Source organism: Streptomyces sp. NPDC027185 (assembly GCF_055567035.1).
Genome location: NZ_JBVHRF010000002.1, coordinates 471,946 through 493,079, shown reverse-complemented (window position 1 = coordinate 493,079; position 21,134 = coordinate 471,946). Strand labels below are relative to the sequence as shown.

Sequence of the window (21,134 nt, the reverse complement as noted above, 5' to 3'; positions counted from 1 at the left end):
TCGGGGAGGAGGGCGCGATGCGGGCACTGCCGGCAGCCGCACGCGGCTGTATCGGAGGCGCCGTACTGGCCGCGGCGGTGTGCGCCGCCCCGGCCGTCCGGCTCGGGCCCGGCGCCCCCTGGGCGGACGCCGCCGCCCTCGCCGCCCTCCACGCGGGGTGCGAGACGGTGCGCCGCCGCCCGCCGCCGGGCATCCGCCTCCCGGCCGGTACCGGACCGTTCCTCACGGCCCTGCCCGTCCTGCTCGCCGGAGCGTTTCTGCTGCCTCCGCCGCTGGCCGCGCTGACGGCCGTCCCGGGCGCGCTGCTCGCCCCCGCCGAGGAGCCCGCGCGCACCGCCCGCCGTATCTGGCACGCCGCCGGGCTCGCCCTCGCCTGCTGGGCCGCCGCCCGGCTCTTCGCCGCCGCCGGGGCCGACCCGCTCGCCGCTCCGCGCCTGCCCTGGGTGCTGCTGCCCGCCCTCGCCGCCGCGGCGCTCTTCAGCGCGGTGCTCGCCGCGCTCGACGGCGCGGTGCGCGTCACCGCCGAGCGACAGCCGCCGCGTACCGCCTGGCGCGGTCTGCTGCGCGGCGCCCTGGGCCCGCACCTGGTGCACGGCCCGGCCGGGCTGATGGCGGCGGTGCTCTGGCGCAGTGCGTACGGACCGGCGGCGGCGCTGCTGGTGCTGCCGCCGATGTACCTCTCGTGCTGGGTCTTCGCCCAGTACCACCAGGAGCGCGCCGCCCACCGGGCCACGATCCGGGCGCTGGTGCAGGCCGTCGACATCAAGGACCGCTACACCCGTGGCCACGGCGAACGCGTCGGCCGCGCCTCGGCGCTGATCGCCCGGGAGCTGGGCCTGCCCGAGGACCGTACGGAGGCGCTGCGGATCGCCGGGATCCTGCACGACGTCGGCAAGCTCGGCGTCCCCACCCGGCTGCTGCGCAAGGACGGACCGCTCACCCCGGAGGAGCGCCGCCTGATCGAACTGCACCCGGAGTACGGCCACGAGATCGTCCGCGGGATCGGCTTCCTCGGGGAGGCGCGGGAGGCGATCCTCCACCATCACGAACGGCTCGACGGCCGCGGTTATCCCTACGGCCTCAAGGGCGCGCAGATCCCCGAGTGCGCCCGGGTGGTGGCCGTCGCCGACGCCTTCGACGCGATGACCTCCACCCGTTCCTACCGCCGGGCCAGGCCGGTCCCGGTGGCGGTCGCCGAACTGCGGAAATGTGCCGGGAAGCAGTTCGACCCGCGGATGGTGCGGGCGCTGGCCGCCGCGTTGGAGCGGCACGGCTGGCACCCGGACCTGATCATGTCGGCCGACCCCGCCCCCGAGCCGCCGCGCGGGGCGGGCGGCCCGCCGCCGGGGCCGCAGCTCCCCGCGCCCGGCGGAGCCCGCCACGGCGGTACGGGGACGCCGCGCGGCCGTCACGCCGCCCCGCGCGGCGGACGGGCCCGGCACCACTCCGGCCGGTCCGGTGACGTGTGAGCGGCCCGGCCGTCCGCCCGGACACCCTGCCGCCCCCGGGAGCGGCGCCCCCCGACGGCGCGCGGCGGGCGGCCCGGACCGCACCGGGCGCCGCGCTCGCCCTGGCGGTCCGTACGGTCGCGGCCGGGCTCGGCCTCTGGGCCCTCGTCCACACGGTCCGGTCCGGCCTCGCGCAGCCCGGTGTCGCGCTGGCCTTCGGGACGCTGATCGCCGTGGGGGAGCTGGCCCGTCACGGGCCCGCCGGGGCGCGGGCGCCCGGGGAGTGCGTACGGGCGCCCCTGGGAGCGGCGGCGGGGCTGGCGTACGCGCTGCTCGGTGAGGTGGCGCAGGTTCCCGCCACGCACGGTCCGGCGCAGACCCTCGTGGTCGTCGGCGTCGCGGGGCTGGCCGGGGCGGTGCGGGGGCCGGGCCCGGGGCCGGTCTGCGACCCGCTCGTACGACACCTGCTGACCTGCGGTTTCGCGGCTGTCTGCGGGCAGTCGCTGTATGCCGCGGGGCTCCTGGCGTACTGGGCGGGGCCCCTGGCGCTGTTCGGGCTGCTGGCGCTGACCGTGCTGGGCGACACGGCGCTCGCCGCGGTGTTCGTCCGGGCCCGCACCGGCCGTCCGTACAAGGTGCTGCTCCGCCGGGAGCTGCGGGCTTCCGGCGGCCTCGGGCCGGCGATCGGCGCCACCGGTGTGGTCATCGCGCTGGCCACCGCCCTCGCCGGGCTGTGGGCGCTGCCGGTGTTCTCGCTGCCGCTGCTGCTGACGCAGTTCGCGCTGCGCCGCTTCGCCGCCGCCCGTGCCACCTACCGCCAGACCATCGCCTCGCTCGCCCGCGCCACCGAGATCGCCGGGTACACCCCGCACGGCCACGCCCGCCGGGTCGCCGCCCTCAGCCGGGCCGTCGGAAGTGAACTGGGGCTGCGCGAGCCGGAGCTGGATCTGCTGGAGTACGCGGCGCTGATGCACGACATCGGGCAGCTCTCGCTGGTCGACCCGGTGCCGTCGGGGGCGACCGCGCCGCTGCCGCCCGCCGAGCAGCGCCGGATCGCCCTGCTCGGCGGCGCCGTCGTCCGGCAGACCGGCGCCCCCGCCGAGGTCGCGGTGATCGTCGAGCGGCAGGCCGATCCGTACCGCGAGCAGCCGGTCACCGCGCGCATCGTGCGGACCGTCAACGCGTACGAGGACTGGGTGGGGCAGGCGGCCGGACCGGGCGGGCCGGGGGCGCTGGAGCGGCTGCGGGCGGCGGGCGGGCGGGACTTCGCGCCGGAGGTCGTGGCGGCGCTGGCGCGGGTGCTGGCCCGGGGCGGCCGTACGGAGTGAGGACCGGGGCGCCGGAGCCTTCCCCAGAGTTCCGCCCCTGGTGAACGCGGTGGGGAACCCATGGGTAATGAGCGCCCGCCGAGATGGGCATGGTTGGATGCGAAGGAAGCCCCGTCGAGGGGATTCAGGGGGAGCACGCAGGGCAAGGGAGCCGCAGGGGCCCCGGCGACGACGCTGAGGCCGACGGCGATCCGTGGCAGGTTGCCGGTGGGCCCCTCAGGTGGCCCCGGGCACCGCTCGGGACCCCTCCAGCGGCATCGAGCAACCAGCAGGCGGGAATCGTGAAGATCTTCGGCAAGGTACGGCACCGGCCCTCCGCCTCGTGGCGGCAGGCGACCGACCGGGCTTTCACGCTGATCGGCGACGGCCGTTACGACGACGCGGGCGCGCTGCTGACGCGCGCCGCCGACATGGAGCCGTGGCTCTCGGAGTCCTGGTTCAACCTCGCCCTGCTGCACAAATTCCGGCACGACTGGGAGCAGGCCAGGTCCGCCGGGCTGCGCGCCGTCGCCCTCCTCGACCGTTCCCCGGGCGCGCCCGACTGGTGGAACGTCGGCATCGCCGCCACCGCCCTCCAGGACTGGCCGCTGGCCCGCCGCGCCTGGCAGGCGTACGGCCTGAAGGTCCCCGGCGGCGGCGTCGCGCAGAGCGAGCCGTCCGGGATGGCGCTGGGCAGCGCCGCCGTCCGGCTCTCCCCGGAGGGCGAGGCGGAGGTCGTCTGGGGCCGCCGGCTGGATCCGGCGCGGATCGAGGTGCTGTCCATCCCGCTGCCGTCCTCCGGGCGCCGCTGGGGCGAGGTGGTGCTGCACGACGGCGTCCCGCACGGTGAGCGTGTCACCGCCGCCGGGCCCTCGTACCCGGTCTTCGACGAGATCGAGCTGTGGGCGCCGTCGCCGGTGCCCACCTGGGTCGTCCTGCTGGAGGCCGCCACCGAGGCGGACCGGGACGCGCTGGAGCGGCTGGCGGCGGACGCCGGGTTCGCCGCCGAGGACTGGTCGTCGTCGGTGCGGCTGCTGTGCCGGACGTGTTCGGAGTCGAGCATGCCCAGCGACGAGGGCGACGGTGAGCACCTCGACCCGCACGATCACAGCGAGCCGGGTCACCCCGGGCCGCTCGGCCACCGCACCACGGGCTCCGGTTCGCTCTGGGTGCCCGAGCGGGAGTGCGGCATAGCGGCGCCCGCCGCCCTGGTGCGCGGGCTGCTGGACGGCTGGGTCGCGGACAGCCCGGACACCCGCGAGTGGCGCGATCTGGAAGAGGTCTGCTGACCGCTGCGGCGCCCCCGTAGTCTTGAGGGTGACTGAGTTAAGGGTTCCAAGGAAGGCGTACGGCGGAGATGGCCCAGCAGCCTGTGTTTGATCAAGACGGTGAGCAGCGCGTGGACGAGTTCGTCGACGACACGACGGACGCGGCGGAGCGGGAGCGCGCCCACCGTGAGCGGGGCACGTCCCGGCCGATCACGGTTGTCGGCAACCCCGTGCTCCACAAGGAGTGCCAGGACGTCACGGAGTTCGGCGACGAGCTGGCGCAGCTGATCGACGACATGTTCGCCAGCCAGCGCACCGCCGAGGGCGTGGGCCTGGCGGCCAACCAGATCGGTGTGGACCTCAAGGTCTTCGTCTACGACTGCCCGGACGACAACGGCGTCCGCCACGTCGGCGCGGTCTGCAACCCCGTCCTCGACGAACTCCCCGCCGCCCGCCGGGTGCTGGACGACTCCAACGAGGGCTGCCTGTCGGTGCCCGGCGCCTACGCCGAGCTGCCCCGCCCCGACTACGCCGTCGTCCGCGGCCAGGACGCCAAGGGCAACCCGATCTCCGTCGAGGGCACCGGCTACTTCGCGCGCTGCCTCCAGCACGAGACCGACCACCTCTACGGCTACCTCTACATCGACCGCCTCTCCAAGCGGGACCGCAAGGGCGCGCTGAAGCAGATGGCCGAGCAGGAGCCGCGCTACCCCGTCGTCGCCAACGACTGACCGGCGGAGCGGGAAAACGCGGCGCGGCCCGTGGACGGGAACTCCGTCCACGGGCCGCGCCGCGTCGTACGGTCCGGAAGCCGGCCTAGAAGTCGTCGTCGAACGAGACCGAGCCCTCGACGGCGACCTGGTAGGCCGACGCCCGGCGCTCGAAGAAGTTCGTCAGCTCCTGGACGTTCTGCAGCTCCATGAAGGAGAACGGGTTCTCCGAGCCGAAGACCGGCGCGAAGCCCAGCCGCTGGAGGCGCTGGTCGGCGACGCACTGGAGGTACTCGCGCATCGACGCGGTGTTCATGCCCGGCAGACCCTCACCGCACAGGTCGTGCGCGAACTGCAGCTCCGCCTCGACGGCTTCCTTCAGCATCGCGGTGACCTGCTGCTCCAGCTCCGCGTCGAAGAGGTCGGGCTCCTCGGCGCGGACGGTGTCGACGACCGAGAACGCGAAGTCCATGTGCATCGTCTCGTCGCGGAACACCCAGTTGGTGCCGGTGGCCAGGCCGTGCAGCAGGCCGCGGGAGCGGAACCAGTACACGTAGGCGAACGCGCCGTAGAAGAACAGGCCCTCGATGCAGGCGGCGAAGCAGATGAGGTTGAGGAGGAAGCGGCGGCGGTCGGCCCGGGTCTCCAGGCGGTCGATGGACTCGACGGAGTCCATCCACTTGAAGCAGAACTCCGCCTTCTCCCGGATGGACGGGATGTTCTCGACGGCGGCGAACGCGGCGGCGCGGTCGTCCGGGTCGGGCAGGTAGGTGTCGAGCAGCGTCAGATAGAACTGGACGTGCACGGCCTCCTCGAAGAGCTGACGGCTCAGGTAGAGCCGCGCCTCGGGGGAGTTGATGTGCTTGTAGAGCGTCAGCACGAGGTTGTTGGCGACGATCGAGTCACCGGTGGCGAAGAACGCCACCAGCCGGCCGATCAGGTGCTGCTCGCCCGGGGAGAGCTTGGCGAGGTCGGCGACGTCGGAGTGGAGGTCGACCTCCTCGACGGTCCAGGTGTTCTTGATCGCGTCGCGGTAGCGGTCGTAGAAGTCCGGGTACCGCATGGGCCGCAGGGTCAGCTCGAAGCCCGGGTCGAGGAGGTTCTTCGTGCCGGTGGTGGCGGTGTGCGCCGCGGCGGCGTTCGTTTCGGGGACGGTGGACATTTACTGGCAGGCCTCGCAGGACTCGGGGTTTTCCAGGGAGCAGGCGACCGCTTCGGGGTCGGCCACCGGCAGCTGCGCGGGGACGGCCGCGCGGGCGGACTGCGCGATCCGGGTGGCCGGACGCGAGCGCAGGTAGTACGTGGTCTTGATGCCGCGCTTCCAGGCGTAGGCGTACATCGAGCTGAGCTTGCCGATGGTCGGCGACGCCATGAAGAGGTTCAGCGACTGGCTCTGGTCGAGGTACGGGGTACGGGCCGCGGCCATGTCGATCAGCGCGCGCTGCGGGATCTCCCAGGCGGTGCGGTACAGCGCCCGGATCTCCTCGGGGATCCACGCGACGTCCTGGACCGAGCCGTTGGCCTCGCGCAGCGCGTCCCGGGTGCGGGCGTCCCACAGCCCCAGCGCCTTCAGCTCCTCGATCAGATATGCGTTGACCTGGAGGAACTCACCGGAGAGGGTTTCGCGCTTGAAGAGGTTGGAGACCTGCGGCTCGATGCACTCGTAGACGCCCGCGATGGAGGCGATCGTCGCGGTCGGGGCGATGGCCAGCAGCAGGGAGTTGCGCATCCCGGTCGCGGCGACGCGGGTGCGCAGCGCGGCCCAGCGGTCGGCCCAGCGCGGCTCGGCGTCCGGGTAGTGGTCGGGGTGGAGCACCCCGCGGGCGGTGCGGGTGGCCGACCACGCCGGGTGCGGGCCGTGCCGCTCGGCGAGGTCCGCGGACGCCTCGTACGCGGTGAGCATGATCCGCTCGGAGATCCGGGTGGACAGCGCGCGGGCCTCGGGGGAGTCGAACGGCAGCCGCAGCCGGAAGAAGACGTCCTGGAGACCCATCAGGCCCAGGCCCACCGGGCGCCAGCGGGAGTTGGAGGCCGACGCCTGCTCGGTCGGGTAGAAGTTGATGTCCACGACGCGGTCGAGGAAGGTGACGGCGGTGCGGACGGTGGCGTCCAGCCGCTCCCAGTCCATCGCGTCCTCCCAGCCGGCGCTCACGTCGCCGAGGTGGGCGGCGAGGTTGACCGAGCCGAGGTTGCAGACCGCGGTCTCACCGTCGTCGGTGACCTCCAGGATCTCCGTGCAGAGGTTGGAGGAGTGGACGACCTTGCCGGGCTCGGCGGTCTGGTTGGCGGTGCGGTTGGCGTGGTCCTTGAAGGTCATCCAGCCGTTGCCGGTCTGCGCCAGCGTCCGCATCATCCGGGAGTACAGCACCCGCGCCGGGACCTGCTTGAGGGCGCGGCCCTCGGCCTCCGCCTTCCGGTACGCGGCGTCGAACGCGTCGCCCCACAGGTCGACCAGTTCCGGCGCGTCCGAGGGGGAGAAGAGCGACCAGTCGGCGTCCGCCTCGACGCGGCGCATGAACTCGTCGGGGATCCAGTGCGCGATGTTGAGGTTGTGGGTGCGCCGCGCCTCCTCGCCGGTGTTGTCGCGCAGCTCCAGGAACTCCTCGATGTCCGCGTGCCAGGTCTCCAGGTAGACGCAGGCGGCGCCCTTGCGCCGGCCGCCCTGGTTGACGGCGGCGACGGAGGCGTCCAGCGTCCGCAGGAACGGCACGATGCCGTTGGAGTGCCCGTTGGTGCCGCGGATCAGCGAACCGCGGGCCCGGATACGGGAGTACGACAGGCCGATCCCGCCGGCGTGCTTGGAGAGCCGGGCGACCTGGTGGTAGCGGTCGTAGATCGAGTCCAGCTCGTCCAGCGGCGAGTCCAGCAGGTAGCACGAGGACATCTGCGGGTGGCGGGTGCCGGAGTTGAAGAGCGTGGGGGAGGACGGCAGGTACGACAGTGAGCTGGTCAGGCGGTACAGCTCGGCGACGTCGGCCAGCGCCCGCGCCGAGTCGTCCTCGGCGAGCCCGCAGGCGACCCGGAGCAGGAAGTGCTGCGGGGTCTCGATGACCTGCCGGGTGGTGGGGTGGCGCAGCAGGTAGCGGGAGTGGACGGTGCGCAGCCCGAAGTAGCCGAACCGGTCGTCGGCGCCGTCGGCCAGCGCCCGGGTGACGAGCGCGTCCAGCTCGGCGGCGTGGGTGGCGACGAACGCGGCGGTGGCGTCGGCGATCAGGCCCTCGCGGTGGCCGGTGGCGACCGACGCGGAGAACGACGTGGCGCCCTCGCCCGCGGCCTCCTCGGCGATGGCGAGGGTCAGCAGCCGCGCGGCGAGCTTGGAGTACTGCGGCTCGTCGCCGATCAGCCCGGCGGCCGCGTCGATCGCCAGCTCGCGCAGTCCGGCCGCGTCGGAGCCGGGGTGGCGGCCGCGGAGCGCGGCGGCGGCGACCTTGCCGGGGTCGGTGGCGGTCAGGTCGGCGGTCAGCTCGGTCAGGGTGCGCAGCAGGGCGGTGCCGGGCGGGTCCTGGCCGGGTACGCCGGCGGGGAACGTGGCCGTCTCAAGCGCTGCGGCCTCGGCGTCGGTCGCGGACTGCGGTGGCGCGGTGGTCACGTGGTGCTCTCCCTCACTCGGCGGGGGCCGGAGGGAGGCGCGACGGGCGCACGGCGGGCGGCGGCGCCCGGCAGCGCACAGGCGCGGGCGCACGGGAGCCCGCGCGGCGTCCACCGGCCCATCCCTCGGGGCCCGGACATCTCGACGTCCGGCCAGGCGGCGCGGACGTACCATCGGCAGGTCTTCGGACTCACGGGCACATCCCGGGCCGGCCGGGCGATATCAAGGGATATCCATGTGCTCGTACACCGTTGCGGGACAGTTCCGGACTCACACCGGATTCCCCTGCGACGACAGCGAGGATGAGCATACATGTGGTGGTGGCCTCTTGGGTGCACCCCCATATCTAGTGCGGTGCGGTGAGCGGGCGGTGGCTGTCGGTGGTCTCGGATATCGTCGGTACCGCAGTCCCCGCAGGGCTTGGCGACGCACGAGGAGGCTCCCGTGACCGCGCTCATCGACCGGCCGCACGCCACGCTCACCGACTACTTCGAGGAAGCCGCCCGGATAATCGACAGGGCGGAAGAAGGTGTACGGCTGGAACTCATCGACGGGAAGATCAGGAGCAAGGCCGTGCCGGACGGGGACCACGGGCGGATCATCCAGTGGCTGACACGCATCTGCATGCAGCACCGGCCGGAGCTGTGGCTCAACCCTGACCAGGGCCTGAAGGTGGAGACGTACCGCAGTGGCCGAGCGCGCCCGGACGGTTCCCTCGCGGCCAGCGAGGCGTTCGTGGGGCAGGGCGAGTGGGCCGATCCGGACTCCGTGCTGATGGTCGTCGAGGTCACCTCCCACGACTCCGACACCGACCGCCGCGACCGGGTGGAGAAGCCCCGGGCCTATGCGGAGTCCGGCATCCCCCTCTGCCTGCTGATCGACCGGGAATCCTGCGAGGTGACCCTCTTCAGCGAGCCGGACGGCTCCCGCTACGAGGACGTCCACACCGTCCCGTTCGGCAAGGCGCTCCACCTGCCGGACCCGGTGAACATCACGCTGGAGACCGAGCCGCTCAAGGACTGGGTGAGCTGACGCCGCCGTCCGCAGCAACGACAGCAGGCCGCCGCTTCCCGTGCGGAAGCGGCGGCCTGTGCGGAGCGGGTGCGGGGTGTCAGCGCCCCGCCGGCGCCTCCGCCGCGGCGGCCGGCCGGTCCGCGGCGGCGCTCTCGTCGCCGACGTCCGCGGTGTAGTCGCCGGGGCTGGTCTCGTCGGCGCCGTCGGGGGCCTTGAAGGCGCGGAGGGCGAAGGTCAGGGCGACCGTCACCGCGATGTTGAGAACGAACGCGGTCAGGCCGATGTAGCCGATCTGGCCGATGCCGGGGATCTCCGCGCTGGAGCCGCCGAAGTGGGCCTGGGTCGGGCTCGCCACGCCGTAGGCGGCGAGCGTGCCGTAGATCATGCCGGCCGCCCAGCCGGCCAGCAGCGCCCAGCGGTGGAACCAGCGGGTGAACAGGCCGCCGACCAGCGCCGGCATGGTCTGGAGGATCCAGATGCCGCCCAGCAGCTGGAAGTTGATGGCCACGGTCTTGTCCATGCCGAGTACGAAGACCAGCGCGCCGACCTTCACCAGCAGCGACACCAGCTTGGCGACCTTGTGCTCCTGCTCGGGCGTGGCGCCGGGCTTGAGGAAGTCCTTGTAGACGTTGCGGGTGAAGAGGTTGGCCGCGGCGATGGACATGATCGCGGCGGGCACCAGCGCGCCGATGCCGATCGCGGCGAACGCCACGCCCGAGAACCAGCTGGGGAACATGTCCTCGAAGAGCTGCGGGATGGCGAGTTGGGCGTTGCCGTGGGTGTCCGTGCCCGCCTTGATCGCCATGAAGCCGAGCAGCGCGAGGAAGCCGAGCATCAGCGAGTACAGCGGCAGGATGGTGGTGTTGCGGCGGATCACGTTGCGGTTGCGGGAGGAGAGCGTCGCGGTGATCGAGTGCGGATACATGAACAGCGCGAGCGCCGAGCCGAGAGCCAACGTGGCGTACGCCCACTGGTTATGGGGGCCGCTGGCCAGCTCACCGCGGGGCTTGCCGGTCGGTCCCGGCTCGGCGAACGCCTTGCCCGCCGCGTGGAAGACCGCGTCGAACCCGCCGAGCTTGATCGGGATGTAGATGATCGCGACGCCGATGACCAGGTAGATCAGCCCGTCCTTGACGAACGCGATCAGCGCCGGCGCGCGCAGCCCCGAGGAGTAGGTGTACGCGGCGAGCACCGCGAACGCGATCAGCAGCGGCAGGTCCTTGACGAACCAGTTGGTGTTCTCGCCGCCGCCGACGCCCATCACGTCCAGCACCGCCTGGATACCGACGAGTTGCAGCGCGATGTACGGCATCGTCGCCAGGATGCCGGTCAGCGCGACGGCCAGCGACAGGCCCTTCGAACCGAAGCGTCCGCGCACGAAGTCGGAGGTGGTGACGTAGCCGTGCTTGTGCGAGACCGACCACAGGCGGGGCAGGAAGGTGAAGATCAGCGGGTACACGAGGATCGTGTACGGCACCGCGAAGAAGCCGGACGCGCCCGCCGCGTAGATCGCCGCGGGGACGGCCACGAAGGTGTACGCGGTGTAGAGATCGCCGCCGAGCAGGAACCACGTCACCCAGGTGCCGAAGCTGCGGCCGCCAAGACCCCATTCGTCGAGGTTGGCGGACTGCTCGGCCTTGCGCCAGCGGGCGGCGAGAAAGCCCATGACGGTGACGGCGACGAAGAAGAGGACGAAGACGGTGAGGGCGACGCCGTTGACGCCGCCCGAGCCGGACGCGGCGAGCGCGGAGGAGGCGATCACTTGGCCGCACCGCCCTTACGCGCGCGGTTCTCCCGCTGGATCAGCTTGTACGCGGTCATCGTCAGCGCCGTGGAGATCAGCACCCACAGCATCTGGTACCAGTAGAAGAACGGGATGCCGATGAGTGTCGGCTCGATCCGCGCGTACGAGCCGACCCAGAGCATCGCCACGAACGGAGCGATCAGGCACAGACCGGCCACCACACGCGTCGGTGTGACGACCGGTCCGGAGGTGGATATTCCGTCGTGCTCCGTCATGGCGGCTCCGTCCCTGGCGATCTCCTGCGATGGGCTGGAAATCTATGGCAGGTTCGCGTCAGCCGTCACTAGGTGTCCGCATATCGGTACGGCAACGGCGGCTGCCGGAGGGCCACTCGGGCACCTCCCGCCGACCGCCGCCGCCCCGCGCGGACCGCCGCCGCGTCACTCCACCGGACGGCTCAGCCGGGCCACGAACTTGTAGCGGTCGCCGCGGTAGACGGACCGCACCCACTCCACCGGCCGCCCCTGCGCGTCACGCGAATGGCGGGAGAGCATCAGCATCGGCAGCCCGACATCGGCGCCGAGCAGTCCCGCCTCGCGCGGGGTGGCCAGCGAGGTCTCGATGGTCTCCTCCGCCTCGGCGAGCCGCACGTTATAGACCTCGGCCAGCGCGGTGTAGAGCGAGGTGTACTTGACGAGGTTACGGCGCAGCGCCGGGAACCGCTTGGCGGACAGATGGGTGATCTCGATGGCCATCGGCTCACCGCTGGCCAGCCGCAGCCGCTCGATGCGCAGCACCCGGCCGCCGGCGGCGATGTCCAGCAGTCCGGCGAGCCGGTCATCGGCGGTGACGTAGCCGATGTCCAGCAGCTGGGAGGTGGGCTCCAGCCCCTGGGCGCGCATGTCCTCGGTGTAGGAGGTCAGTTGCAGCGCCTGGGAGACCTTCGGCTTGGCGACGAACGTGCCCTTGCCCTGGATGCGTTCCAGCCGCCCCTCGACCACCAGCTCCTGGAGGGCCTGGCGGACGGTGGTGCGGGAGGTGTCGAACTCCGCGGCCAGCGCCCGCTCCGGGGGCACCGGGGTGCCCGGCGGCAGCGTTTCGGTGATCTCCAGCAGGTGCTTCTTGAGGCGGTAGTACTTGGGTACGCGGGCGCTGCGCGTCGTTGTCGCGCCGTTCTCCGCACTGCCCCCGTCGGTCTGCATGACCCGCCCTTCCGCCCTCTGTCGTGCTGCCGTCACCGGCTCCTCCGTACCTTGCGCCTCACATCGTGGCACGGGCGTGGTCGCCGGGCCCTTCCGCGGGCCCGCACCCGGCAGATGTCGGTCCGGTAACGGAGCCGACAGCGACTCTTATACACCCTTGACACCCCAAAAGGTCTAGGCCAAGCTGCGGGGCACTGGTCTAAACCATTAAAGACCACACCCGGCCTCTAGGGGAGAGCGCAATGAAGCGTGGACTCATAGCAGCGACCGCGGTCGCGGGAATGCTGATGAGCGTCGCTGCCTGTGGGTCCAGCGGCAGCGGGAACGGCGCGGACGGCTTCAAGGGACAGAAGCTGACCGTGTGGGTGATGTCAGGGTCCAACCCGTCGCAGTGGACGGCCCAGGTCTCCGAGGAATTCGCGAAGAAGACCGGCGCCACCGTCGACTTCAAGGTCCAGCAGTGGGACGGCATCCAGCAGAAACTGACGACCGCCCTGTCCGAGGACAGCCCGCCCGACGTCGTCGAGATCGGCAACACCCAGACCGCCGCCTACGCCAAGGCGGGCGCCCTGCTCGACCTCGGCGACCTCAAGAAGGAGATCGGCGCCGACTGGAGCGACTCCTTCAACAAGGCGGCGATGGCCGACGGGAAGCAGTACGCGCTCCCGTGGTACGCCGGCAACCGCGTCGTGATGTACAACAAGAAGATCTGGGCGAAGGCCGGGATCAAGGACCTCCCGAAGACGCGCACCGAGCTGTTCAAGGCGTTCGACACCATCAAGGACAAGACCGACGCCGAACCGCTCTACCTGCCCGGCCAGAACTGGTACTTCTTCGACGGTCTGACCATCGGCACCGGCGCCGATCTCGTGAAGAAGAGCGGCGGCAAGTGGGTCTCCAACCTCGCCGACCCCAAGGTCGCCAAGGCGATGGACATCTACAAGACCTACCAGTCCTTCAGCGACGCCCCCACGAACAAGGACGAGGCGACGCCGCAGCAGGCCGAGGTCTTCGCCAAGGGCCGGACGGGCGCCATCATCGCCATGGGCTACGAGGCGGCCACCGCGATCAAGGCCAACCCGGACATCAAGAAGGACATCGGCTTCTTCACCATCCCCGGTGAGACCGCGGACAAGCCCGAGGGCGTCTTCCTCGGCGGCTCCAACTTCGCCGTCGCCGGCGGCAGCACCAAGCAGGACCTCGCCAAGGAGTTCCTCAAGATCGCGCTGTCGAAGAAGAACGACGCGCAGATGGTCAAGGAGGTCGGCTGGAGCCCCAAGTCCCCCGACCTGGCGAGCGCCGCCAAGGGCAACCCGGCGGCCGAGGCGGCGGCCCCCGCGGCCGCGAAGTCCGGCGGCACCACCCCGCTCATCCCGGAGTGGGCGGCCGTCGAGAACGTCCCGAACCCGATCAAGAACTACATGACCGCCGTGCTGAACGGTAAGACCGCCGACGACGCCGCCAAGGCCGTCGAGCCGGAGATCAACAAGCGGCTCGCCCAGAAGTAGGCGACCGCCACCGAAGGGGCGCCGCCCGTCCGGGGGCGCCCCTTCGCGGACCCGGCACACCCGGTCCCGGCGTACGGCCCGGCCGCCCCGGCCCGTACGCCAGGCACCCGCAACGCGCGCGACATCGGTACGAAGGGGAGCGAACGGCCATGGCAGTGCAGCTCGACGACGCGGTGGACAAGAGGGCGCCGCGCATCGGCAAGGGCGGTGCGCCGCCCGCCGGCCGCGCCACCGGAGCCCGGCGGACCCGCACCGGGAGAGCCACGCCCTATCTGCTGCTGCTCCCCGCGCTGCTGGCCACCGCCGTCTTCCTCGGCTGGCCGATGGTCCGCAACATCCTGCTCTCCTTCCAGACCCTCAACATGAAGGAGTTGATCCAGCACCTGACGGTCTGGCGGGGCACCGGCAACTTCCAGGAGATCCTGGGCAACGAGGAGTTCTGGCGGGTCACCCTCCGCACCCTCGTCTTCACCGCCGTCAACGTCGTCCTGATCATGGTGCTGGGTGTCCTCATCGGCCTGCTCCTCGCCCGCCTCGGCAAGAAGATGCGCCTGGCGCTCTCCGTCGCGCTGGTGCTGGCCTGGGCGATGCCGGTCATCGCCGCCACCACCGTCTTCCAGTGGCTCTTCGACTCCCGCTACGGCGTCGTCAACTGGGTCCTGGACCAGCTCGGCTGGCACGCCATGGCCCACTACGACTGGGTCGGCACCCAGCTCTCCACCTTCTTCGTCATCACCCTGCTGATCGTCTGGCAGTCCCTGCCGTTCGTCGCCCTCAACCTCTACGCGGCGACCACGACCATCCCCAAGGAGCTGTACGAGGCGGCCCGGATGGACGGCGCCGGCACCTGGAAGGTCTTCACCACCGTCACCTTCCCCTTCCTCAAGCCGTTCTTCCTCGCCACGACGTTCCTGGAGGTCATCTGGGTCTTCAAGGCGTTCCCGCAGATCTTCGCGATCAACAAGGGCGGCCCCGACCGGCTCACCGAGACCCTGCCGATCTACGCGTTCACCGAGGGCGTCGGCAACCTCCACTTCGGCATGGGCGCCGCGATCTCCCTGCTCACCATCGCCGTCCTGCTCGCCGTGACCGCGTACTACCTGCGTCTGACGCTCAAGCAAGAGGAGGACGAGCTGTGAAGCGCTCGCTCGCCGGCCGGATCTGGCCCAACGCGACGGCGGTCGTGCTCGCCATCGGATTCGTCTTCCCGGTCTACTGGATGTTCAACACGGCGTTCAAGCCGACCGGCGACATCATCAGCGACGTGCCCGTGTGGTTCCCGCTGCACGGCACCTTCCAGCACTTCGCGACCGCCGTGGGCGCCCCCGACTTCTGGACGCTGGCGGGCAACTCCGTCCTCGTCACCGCCCTCGCCGTCGGCCTCTCGCTGCTCATCGCGCTCTGCGCCGCCTTCGCGCTGACCCGGATGCGGTTCAAGGGACGCAAGGCGACGCTGCTGGTCTTCATGGTCGCGCAGATGGCGCCCTGGGAGGTCATGGTCATCTCGATCTACATGATCGTCCGCGACGCCGCCATGCTGAACAGCCTCGTCCCGCTGACCGCCTTCTACATGCTGATGGTGCTGCCCTTCACCCTCCTGACGCTGCGCGGCTACGTCGCCGCCGTGCCCAAGGAGCTGGAGGAGTCCGCGATGGTCGACGGCTGCTCGCGCCGCCAGGCGTTCACCAAGGTCGTCTTCCCGCTGCTCGCCCCCGGTCTGATGGCCACCTCGCTCTTCGGCTTCATCACCGCCTGGAACGAGTTCCCGCTCGTCCTGGTGCTCAACAAGGAACCGGCCAAGGGGACCCTGCCGCTGTGGCTGTCGCAGTTCCAGAGCCAGTTCGGCGACGACTGGGGCGCCACCATGGCCGCCGCGTCGATCTTCGCCGTACCGATCCTGGTCCTCTTCCTCTTCCTCCAGCGCAAGGCCGTCGGCGGTCTCACCTCCGGCGCCGTGAAGGGATGACGCGGACCCCATGAACACCACCCGGACCCGCGCGGCCACCGACACCCTCACCCGCGACGCCCTCGCCGTCCTCCAGCCCGGCTTCACCGGCACCACCCCGCCCGACTGGGTGCTGCGCCGCCTCGACGAGGGCCTCGCCGCCGTCGCCGTCTTCGGCCGCAACGTCGTCGGCCCGGACCAACTCGCCGCCCTCACCGCCCGGTTGCGCACCGTACGCGACGACGTCCTGGTCGCCGTCGACGAGGAGGGCGGCGACGTCACCCGCCTGGAGGTCCGTACCGGCTCCTCCTACCCGGGCAACCTCGCGCTCGGCGCCGTCGACGACCCGGCGCTCACCCGCGCCGTCGCCCGCGATCTGGGCAGCCGCCTCGCCGCCTGCGGCATCAACCTCAACTGGGCGCCCTGCGCGGACGTCAACTCCGACCCGGACAACCCGGTCATCGGCGTCCGCTCCTTCGGCGACACCCCGGCGCTCGTCGCCCGGCACACCGCCGCGTACGTCGAGGGCCTGCAGTCCGCCGGCGTCGCCGCCTGCACCAAGCACTTCCCCGGCCACGGCGACACCGCCGTCGACTCGCACCACGACATGCCGCGGGTCGGCGTGGACCTCGCCACGCTCCGGGAGCGCGAGCTGGTGCCGTTCCGCGCCGCCGTCGCCGCCGGCACCCGCGCCGTCATGAGCGCCCACATCCTGCTGCCCGCCCTGGACCCGGCCCGCCCGGCGACGCTCAGCCCGGCCGCCCTGCACGGTCTGCTGCGCGCCCCCGAGTCCGACGGCGGCCTCGGCTTCGAGGGGCTGATCGTCACCGACGGCATCGAGATGCGCGCCATCTCCGCCGCCTACGGCATCGAACGCGGCAGCGTCCTGGCGCTCGCCGCCGGCGCCGACGCGCTCTGCGTGGGCGGCGGCCTCTGCGACGAGGCCACCGTCCTCCGTCTGCGCGACGCCCTCGTCCGCGCCGTCCACGACGGCGACCTGCCCGAGGAACGCCTCGCCGACGCCGCGGCCCGCGTCCGCGCCCTGGCGGGGTGGGTACGGCAGGCCGGGGGAGCGGACCCCACGCCCGCGGCCCCGGCACACCCCGTCACCGTGGCCCCGGCGACGGGCACGGAGGAGGGCATCGCCCCCGGGCCGGAGGGGCCCGCACCCGCCCCGGAGGGCACCGCCCCCGGCCTGATCGCCGCCCGCCGGGCGCTGCGCCGCACCGCGCGGGAGCCGTTCACCCCGCTCGGCGCACCGGTGCACGTCGCCGCGTTCACCCCCGCCGCCAACATCGCCGTCGGCGACGAGACCCCCTGGGGCGTCGCCGCCGAGCTGACCCGGCTGCTGCCGGGCACCACCACGACCGCGTACGGCGCCGGACGGGCCACCGCCGAGGGCACCGACCGGCTGGTCGCCGCGGTGCTCACCGAGGCCGGGCGGCGCCGGCTGGTCGCCGTCGTCCGCGACGTGCACCGCCACCCCTGGATGGCCGAGGCGCTCACCGCCCTGGTGGCCGCCCGCCCGGACACCGCCGTCGTCGAGATGGGCGTCCCGCAGGCGGCGCCGTGCGGGGCGCTCCACCTCGCCACCCACGGCGCCGCCCGGGTCTGCGCCCGCGCCGCCGCCGAGGCGCTGACGGCGGACGCGGCGACGGGCTGACCGCCGCCCCGCAGACCGACGGCCGGTGCGCTCCCACGTGGGGGGAGCGCACCGGCCGTCACCTGTCCGGGGCAGCGGCTACAGCCCCTGCCACGCGGGCTTGGCCGCGTACGTCGCCCGGAAGTAGTCCGCGAGCCGCAGCTCGGCCGCGGCCGCCTCGTCCACCACGACCGTGGCGTGCGGGTGCAGCTGGAGCGCGGACGCCGGCACCACCGCGGCGACCGGGCCCTCGACCGCCTGCGCCACGGGGTGTGCCTTGCCCGCGCCGGTCGCCAGCAGCACCAGGTGGCGCGCCTCCAGGATCGTCCCGATGCCCTGGGTGATGACGTGGTGCGGCACCTCGTCCGGACTGTCGAAGAACCGCGCGTTGTCCTCACGGGTCTGCCGCGTCAGCGTCTTGATCCGGGTACGCGAGGCGAGCGAGGAGCACGGCTCGTTGAAGCCGATGTGCCCGTCCGTGCCGATCCCGAGGATCTGGAGGTCCACCCCGCCGGCCGCCCGCAGCGCCGCGTCGTACGCCGCGCACGCCGCCGGGATGTCGTCGGCGGAGCCGTCCGGGCCCATGAAGGACCCCTTGTCGATCCCGAGCGGTTCGACGACCTCGCGCAGCACCACCGAGCGGTACGACTCGGGGTGCCCGGCGGGCAGCCCCACGTACTCGTCGAGCTGGCAGACGCGCATCCGCGAGGCGTCCACCGCACCCGAGGCGACCTGCGCGGCGAGCGCTTCGTAGATGGGCAGCGGGGTGGAGCCGGTGGCGACGCCGAGCAGCGCGTCGGGCTTGCGGCGCACCAGGGCGGCGACGGCGTCGGCGATGAGCCTGCCGCCGGCGGGGGCGTCCGGAACGATGACAACTTCCACGCGTGGCCTGCCGTTCTGAAGATGGACTCTGGTGGTATAGACCAATCTATCAGAGGGGGCGCCCTCGGGCCGGGCCCACGGAAAAACCGTCACCCTCCGTTCCCCCGCCCTTTCCCCGCGGCGCCGAATTCCCCGCCCGGCCCCATTTCCCACCCTCCGTATCCACCTCCGGACACTCCGCATTTCCACCGCCCGGCTATTACCGTACGGAATTCCGTAATTCCCTTACCGGAAAGGGGAAATGAGGGTGGCGAACGGCGGCGGAAAGAGCGGGCCGCGGCCGGAAAAAAGGGGTGCGCCGCCGGAGCCGGCCCGACGGGGGACGGGCGGATCCGGCGGCGCACCCGGGCGGCCGCCCGGGGGGAAGCGAACGGGCGGCCGAGCGGGGAGGGTCGCGTGATGACGCGCTTCCAGCATGGGCGCGGCGCATCAAATGGCGGTCAACGGCAGATCAACGCGGGATCCCGCCGCGGAAGGGGCCGGGCCCGGGAGGCCGCCCGCCGGATCGGCCCCGGAAACACCCGCGGGCCGCGGCGCCGGGACAGGACCCTCAACCTGTCCGGCACCGCAGCCCGGAGCTACATCGGCCGGCTCCGTGGACGGTCGGACACCCCGAGTGCGGTAGGGGCGGCCCCCGTCCGGGAACCGGTCGATCGGAGACCGCCGCGTAGTCAGGGCAGAGAACGCGCCGGTCTCGATCCGCCCCCCTGTGCGGGGAGGGCGGAGGTCTGTGATGGAAACATTGTGGACTAGACCATTCTGATCTGTCCATGCCCATGCGGCGCGGAAGCTCCGCGCCGCTCCTCGTACGGGACGGCCGCCCCACGAGAGGCTCTCCGTACGGAGAACACGGGAAGAACAGGGACACCGTACGCCGGTAGGCTCGCAGACGTGCCCTCCATGAACGATCTCGTACGCCAGCACACCGCTCTGAGCGACTCCGACCTCGAATGGCTGCACCTGCTCGTCTCGGAATGGCAGCTGCTGTCCGATCTGTCCTTCGCCGATCTGGTGCTGTGGGTGCCCACCCTCGACGGGACCCGCTACGTCTCGGTCGCCCAGATGCGGCCGAACACCGGGCCCACCTCCTACCAGGACGACATGGTCGGCCACCTCGTCCCGCGCGGTCGCCGCCCGATGCTGGACTCCGCACTGGACGAGGGGCGGATCGTCCGCGAGGGCGACCCGGAGTGGCGGGAGGAGGTGCCGGTCCGTGTCGAGTCGATCCCGGTCCGCCGCGAGGGCCGGGTGCTCGGCGTGATCGCCCGCAACACCAACCTCCTCACCGTCCGCACCCCGAGCCGCCTGGAGCTGACCTACCTCCAGAGCGCCTCCGACCTGGCCCAGATGATCGCCGCCGGAACGTTTCCCTTCCCCGGCCAGCAGGTCGACATGGATGCCTCACCCCGCGCCGGCGACGGCCTGATCAGGCTCGACGCGGACGGTGTCGTCCAGTACGCCAGCCCCAACGCCCTCTCCGCCTATCACCGCCTCGGCCTCGCCGCCGACCTGGTCGGCCACCACCTCGGCCGCACCACCGCCGAACTGGCGCCCGCCCGCGGCCCGGTGGACGAAGCGCTGGTCAAACTGGCCAGTGGCTGGGCGCCCCGGGAGTTCGAGGTCGAGGGCGACGAAGGCGTCATCCAGCTCCGGGCGATCCCGCTCAAGCCCAAGGGCACCCACAGCGGTTCACTGGTCCTCCTCCGCGACGTCACCGAACTCCGCCGCCGCGAACGGGAATTGATCACCAAGGACGCCACCATCCGGGAGATCCACCACCGGGTGAAGAACAACCTCCAGACCGTCGCCGCCCTGCTCCGCCTCCAGTCCCGCCGGATGGACTCCGCCAAGGGCCGCGAGGCGCTGGACGAGGCGGTGCGCCGGGTCGGCTCGATCGCCATCGTCCACGAGACGCTCTCCCAGAACCTCGACGAACGCGTCCAGTTCGACGAGATCGCCGACCGGGTCCTCGCGATGGTCGCCGAGATCTCCCCCGGCAAGGTCACCACCCGCCGCACCGGCCGTTTCGGCATCCTCGACGCCGAGGTCGCCACCCCGCTCTCCATGGTGCTGACCGAGATCCTCCAGAACGCCCTGGAGCACGCCTTCGACGAGGGCGAGTCGGGCGCGGTCGAGGTGGGCGCGGTACGCGGCGGCAGCCGCACCGAGCCGAGGCTGCTGGTCACCGTCCAGGACAACGGCCGCGGTCTGCCCGAGGGCTTCGACCCGCACAGCGCCGGAAACCTCGGGCTCCAGATCGTACGCACCCTGGTCGAGGGGGAGTTGGGCGGCGCGTTCGACATGGTCCGCGGCGCCGAGGGCGGGACGCAGGTGCTCCTCGACGTACCGGTCCGGCCCGAGAAGAGCTGAACGGGCCGGGCGCCGGGGTCGCCGGGGGAGCGGCGCGTACGACGGCGGTCCGCACAGCAGTAAGCCCCGGACCATGGGATGGTCCGGGGCTCAAAGCTCACGTTGCTCTGCGCATCGGGGGTACTGCGCGCTGCGGCTCGGGGGCCACGGGGAGTCTGTGTCAGGCGCTGGCGTTGCGCGCCCGGTTGCGAGCTGCACGGCGCTTCATCGCGCGGCGCTCGTCCTCACTCAGACCACCCCAGACGCCGGAGTCCTGGCCGGACTCGAGCGCCCACTGCAGGCACTGCTCCATGACGGGGCAGCGGCGGCAGACGGCCTTGGCTTCCTCGATCTGCAGGAGCGCAGGACCGGTGTTGCCGATGGGGAAGAAGAGCTCGGGGTCTTCTTCGCGGCAAACGGCGCGGTGACGCCAGTCCATGGCTGCTCCATCTCCTCGTATAACGGGAACGTTGCTTGTGAATGTGAACGCTTTCACGAATCCCTCCGCAGGGGAAGGGCCGAATGC

General features: G+C 72.1%; 17 protein-coding genes and 1 riboswitch. Of the genes, 10 read left to right on the top strand and 7 right to left on the bottom strand.

Features of this window, described 5'->3' with window-relative positions; translation table 11 throughout:
* Nucleotides 1-17 precede the first annotated feature (17 nt).
* From ACZ4M8_RS07345 to def, 4 genes are all read left to right on the top strand, one after another.
* Nucleotides 18-1,469 (top strand): HD-GYP domain-containing protein, encoded by a 1,452-nt coding sequence (locus ACZ4M8_RS07345; protein WP_467604116.1) that lies wholly within the window; start codon nt 18-20, stop codon nt 1,467-1,469.
* A complete protein-coding gene (locus ACZ4M8_RS07340) occupies nt 1,466-2,776 on the top strand; it encodes an HD-GYP domain-containing protein (protein WP_467604113.1) in 1,311 nt (436 codons plus the stop codon). The genes ACZ4M8_RS07345 and ACZ4M8_RS07340 overlap by 4 nt, the downstream gene beginning before the upstream one ends.
* Before the next feature lie 281 nt (nt 2,777-3,057).
* Entirely contained in the window at nt 3,058-4,044 is a 987-nt protein-coding gene (locus ACZ4M8_RS07335) for a tetratricopeptide repeat protein (RefSeq protein ID WP_467604110.1), read from the top strand.
* Nucleotides 4,045-4,112: 68 nt separating this feature from the next.
* Complete coding sequence (gene def / locus ACZ4M8_RS07330) at nt 4,113-4,754, top strand: peptide deformylase (protein ID WP_467604107.1); 642 nt, start codon at nt 4,113-4,115, stop codon at nt 4,752-4,754.
* Between the two features lie 85 nt (nt 4,755-4,839).
* Here def and ACZ4M8_RS07325 read toward each other — a convergent pair whose 3' ends face one another.
* Together ACZ4M8_RS07325 and ACZ4M8_RS07320 are read right to left on the bottom strand one after the other, a co-directional pair.
* Nucleotides 4,840-5,895: a ribonucleotide-diphosphate reductase subunit beta gene (locus tag ACZ4M8_RS07325; RefSeq protein ID WP_467604104.1), complete on the bottom strand. Its 1,056-nt coding sequence runs from the start codon at nt 5,893-5,895 to the stop codon at nt 4,840-4,842.
* A complete protein-coding gene (locus tag ACZ4M8_RS07320) occupies nt 5,896-8,322 on the bottom strand; it encodes a ribonucleoside-diphosphate reductase subunit alpha (protein ID WP_467604103.1) in 2,427 nt (808 codons plus the stop codon). It abuts the gene before it with no gap.
* A 158-nt stretch (nt 8,323-8,480) separates the two neighbouring features.
* A riboswitch (cobalamin riboswitch) is annotated at nt 8,481-8,638 on the bottom strand.
* A 128-nt stretch (nt 8,639-8,766) separates the two neighbouring features.
* Between ACZ4M8_RS07320 and ACZ4M8_RS07315 the strand changes: the two genes are divergently transcribed.
* Nucleotides 8,767-9,354 (top strand): Uma2 family endonuclease, encoded by a 588-nt coding sequence (locus ACZ4M8_RS07315; protein ID WP_467604102.1) that lies wholly within the window; start codon nt 8,767-8,769, stop codon nt 9,352-9,354.
* A gap of 79 nt (nt 9,355-9,433) precedes the next feature.
* On the opposite strand, the gene mctP is transcribed toward ACZ4M8_RS07315, so the two are convergent.
* From mctP to ACZ4M8_RS07300, 3 genes are all read right to left on the bottom strand, one after another.
* A complete protein-coding gene (mctP, locus tag ACZ4M8_RS07310; protein WP_467604099.1) occupies nt 9,434-11,098 on the bottom strand; it encodes a monocarboxylate uptake permease MctP in 1,665 nt (554 codons plus the stop codon).
* Nucleotides 11,095-11,355: a DUF3311 domain-containing protein gene (locus tag ACZ4M8_RS07305; protein ID WP_467604097.1), complete on the bottom strand. Its 261-nt coding sequence runs from the start codon at nt 11,353-11,355 to the stop codon at nt 11,095-11,097. Before ACZ4M8_RS07305 ends, mctP begins: the two co-directional genes overlap by 4 nt.
* Nucleotides 11,356-11,520: 165 nt before the next feature.
* Nucleotides 11,521-12,282 (bottom strand): GntR family transcriptional regulator, encoded by a 762-nt coding sequence (locus ACZ4M8_RS07300; protein ID WP_467604095.1) that lies wholly within the window; start codon nt 12,280-12,282, stop codon nt 11,521-11,523.
* A 242-nt stretch (nt 12,283-12,524) separates the two neighbouring features.
* Here ACZ4M8_RS07300 and ACZ4M8_RS07295 point away from each other — a divergent pair, with 242 nt between their 5' ends.
* From ACZ4M8_RS07295 to ACZ4M8_RS07280, 4 genes are all read left to right on the top strand, one after another.
* Nucleotides 12,525-13,790, top strand: a complete 1,266-nt coding sequence (locus ACZ4M8_RS07295; protein ID WP_467604094.1) for an extracellular solute-binding protein — start codon at nt 12,525-12,527, stop codon at nt 13,788-13,790.
* A 149-nt stretch (nt 13,791-13,939) separates the two neighbouring features.
* Entirely contained in the window at nt 13,940-14,929 is a 990-nt protein-coding gene (locus tag ACZ4M8_RS07290; RefSeq protein ID WP_399086052.1) for a carbohydrate ABC transporter permease, read from the top strand.
* Nucleotides 14,926-15,756: a carbohydrate ABC transporter permease gene (locus ACZ4M8_RS07285; protein ID WP_467604091.1), complete on the top strand. Its 831-nt coding sequence runs from the start codon at nt 14,926-14,928 to the stop codon at nt 15,754-15,756. Before ACZ4M8_RS07290 ends, ACZ4M8_RS07285 begins: the two co-directional genes overlap by 4 nt.
* A 10-nt stretch (nt 15,757-15,766) precedes the next feature.
* Entirely contained in the window at nt 15,767-17,398 is a 1,632-nt protein-coding gene (locus tag ACZ4M8_RS07280; protein WP_467604089.1) for a glycoside hydrolase family 3 N-terminal domain-containing protein, read from the top strand.
* A 78-nt stretch (nt 17,399-17,476) separates the two neighbouring features.
* Here the strand turns inward: ACZ4M8_RS07280 and ACZ4M8_RS07275 are convergent, their stop codons facing one another.
* Nucleotides 17,477-18,259 (bottom strand): glucosamine-6-phosphate deaminase, encoded by a 783-nt coding sequence (locus tag ACZ4M8_RS07275; protein WP_467604087.1) that lies wholly within the window; start codon nt 18,257-18,259, stop codon nt 17,477-17,479.
* Between the two features lie 900 nt (nt 18,260-19,159).
* On the opposite strand from ACZ4M8_RS07275, the gene ACZ4M8_RS07270 reads away from it, so the two are divergent.
* Nucleotides 19,160-20,629, top strand: coding sequence for a sensor histidine kinase (locus ACZ4M8_RS07270; protein WP_399096794.1), 1,470 nt, complete (start codon nt 19,160-19,162; stop codon nt 20,627-20,629).
* A 160-nt stretch (nt 20,630-20,789) separates the two neighbouring features.
* On the opposite strand, the gene ACZ4M8_RS07265 is transcribed toward ACZ4M8_RS07270, so the two are convergent.
* Nucleotides 20,790-21,047, bottom strand: a complete 258-nt coding sequence (locus ACZ4M8_RS07265) for a WhiB family transcriptional regulator (protein WP_003983230.1) — start codon at nt 21,045-21,047, stop codon at nt 20,790-20,792.
* Nucleotides 21,048-21,134 lie beyond the last annotated feature (87 nt).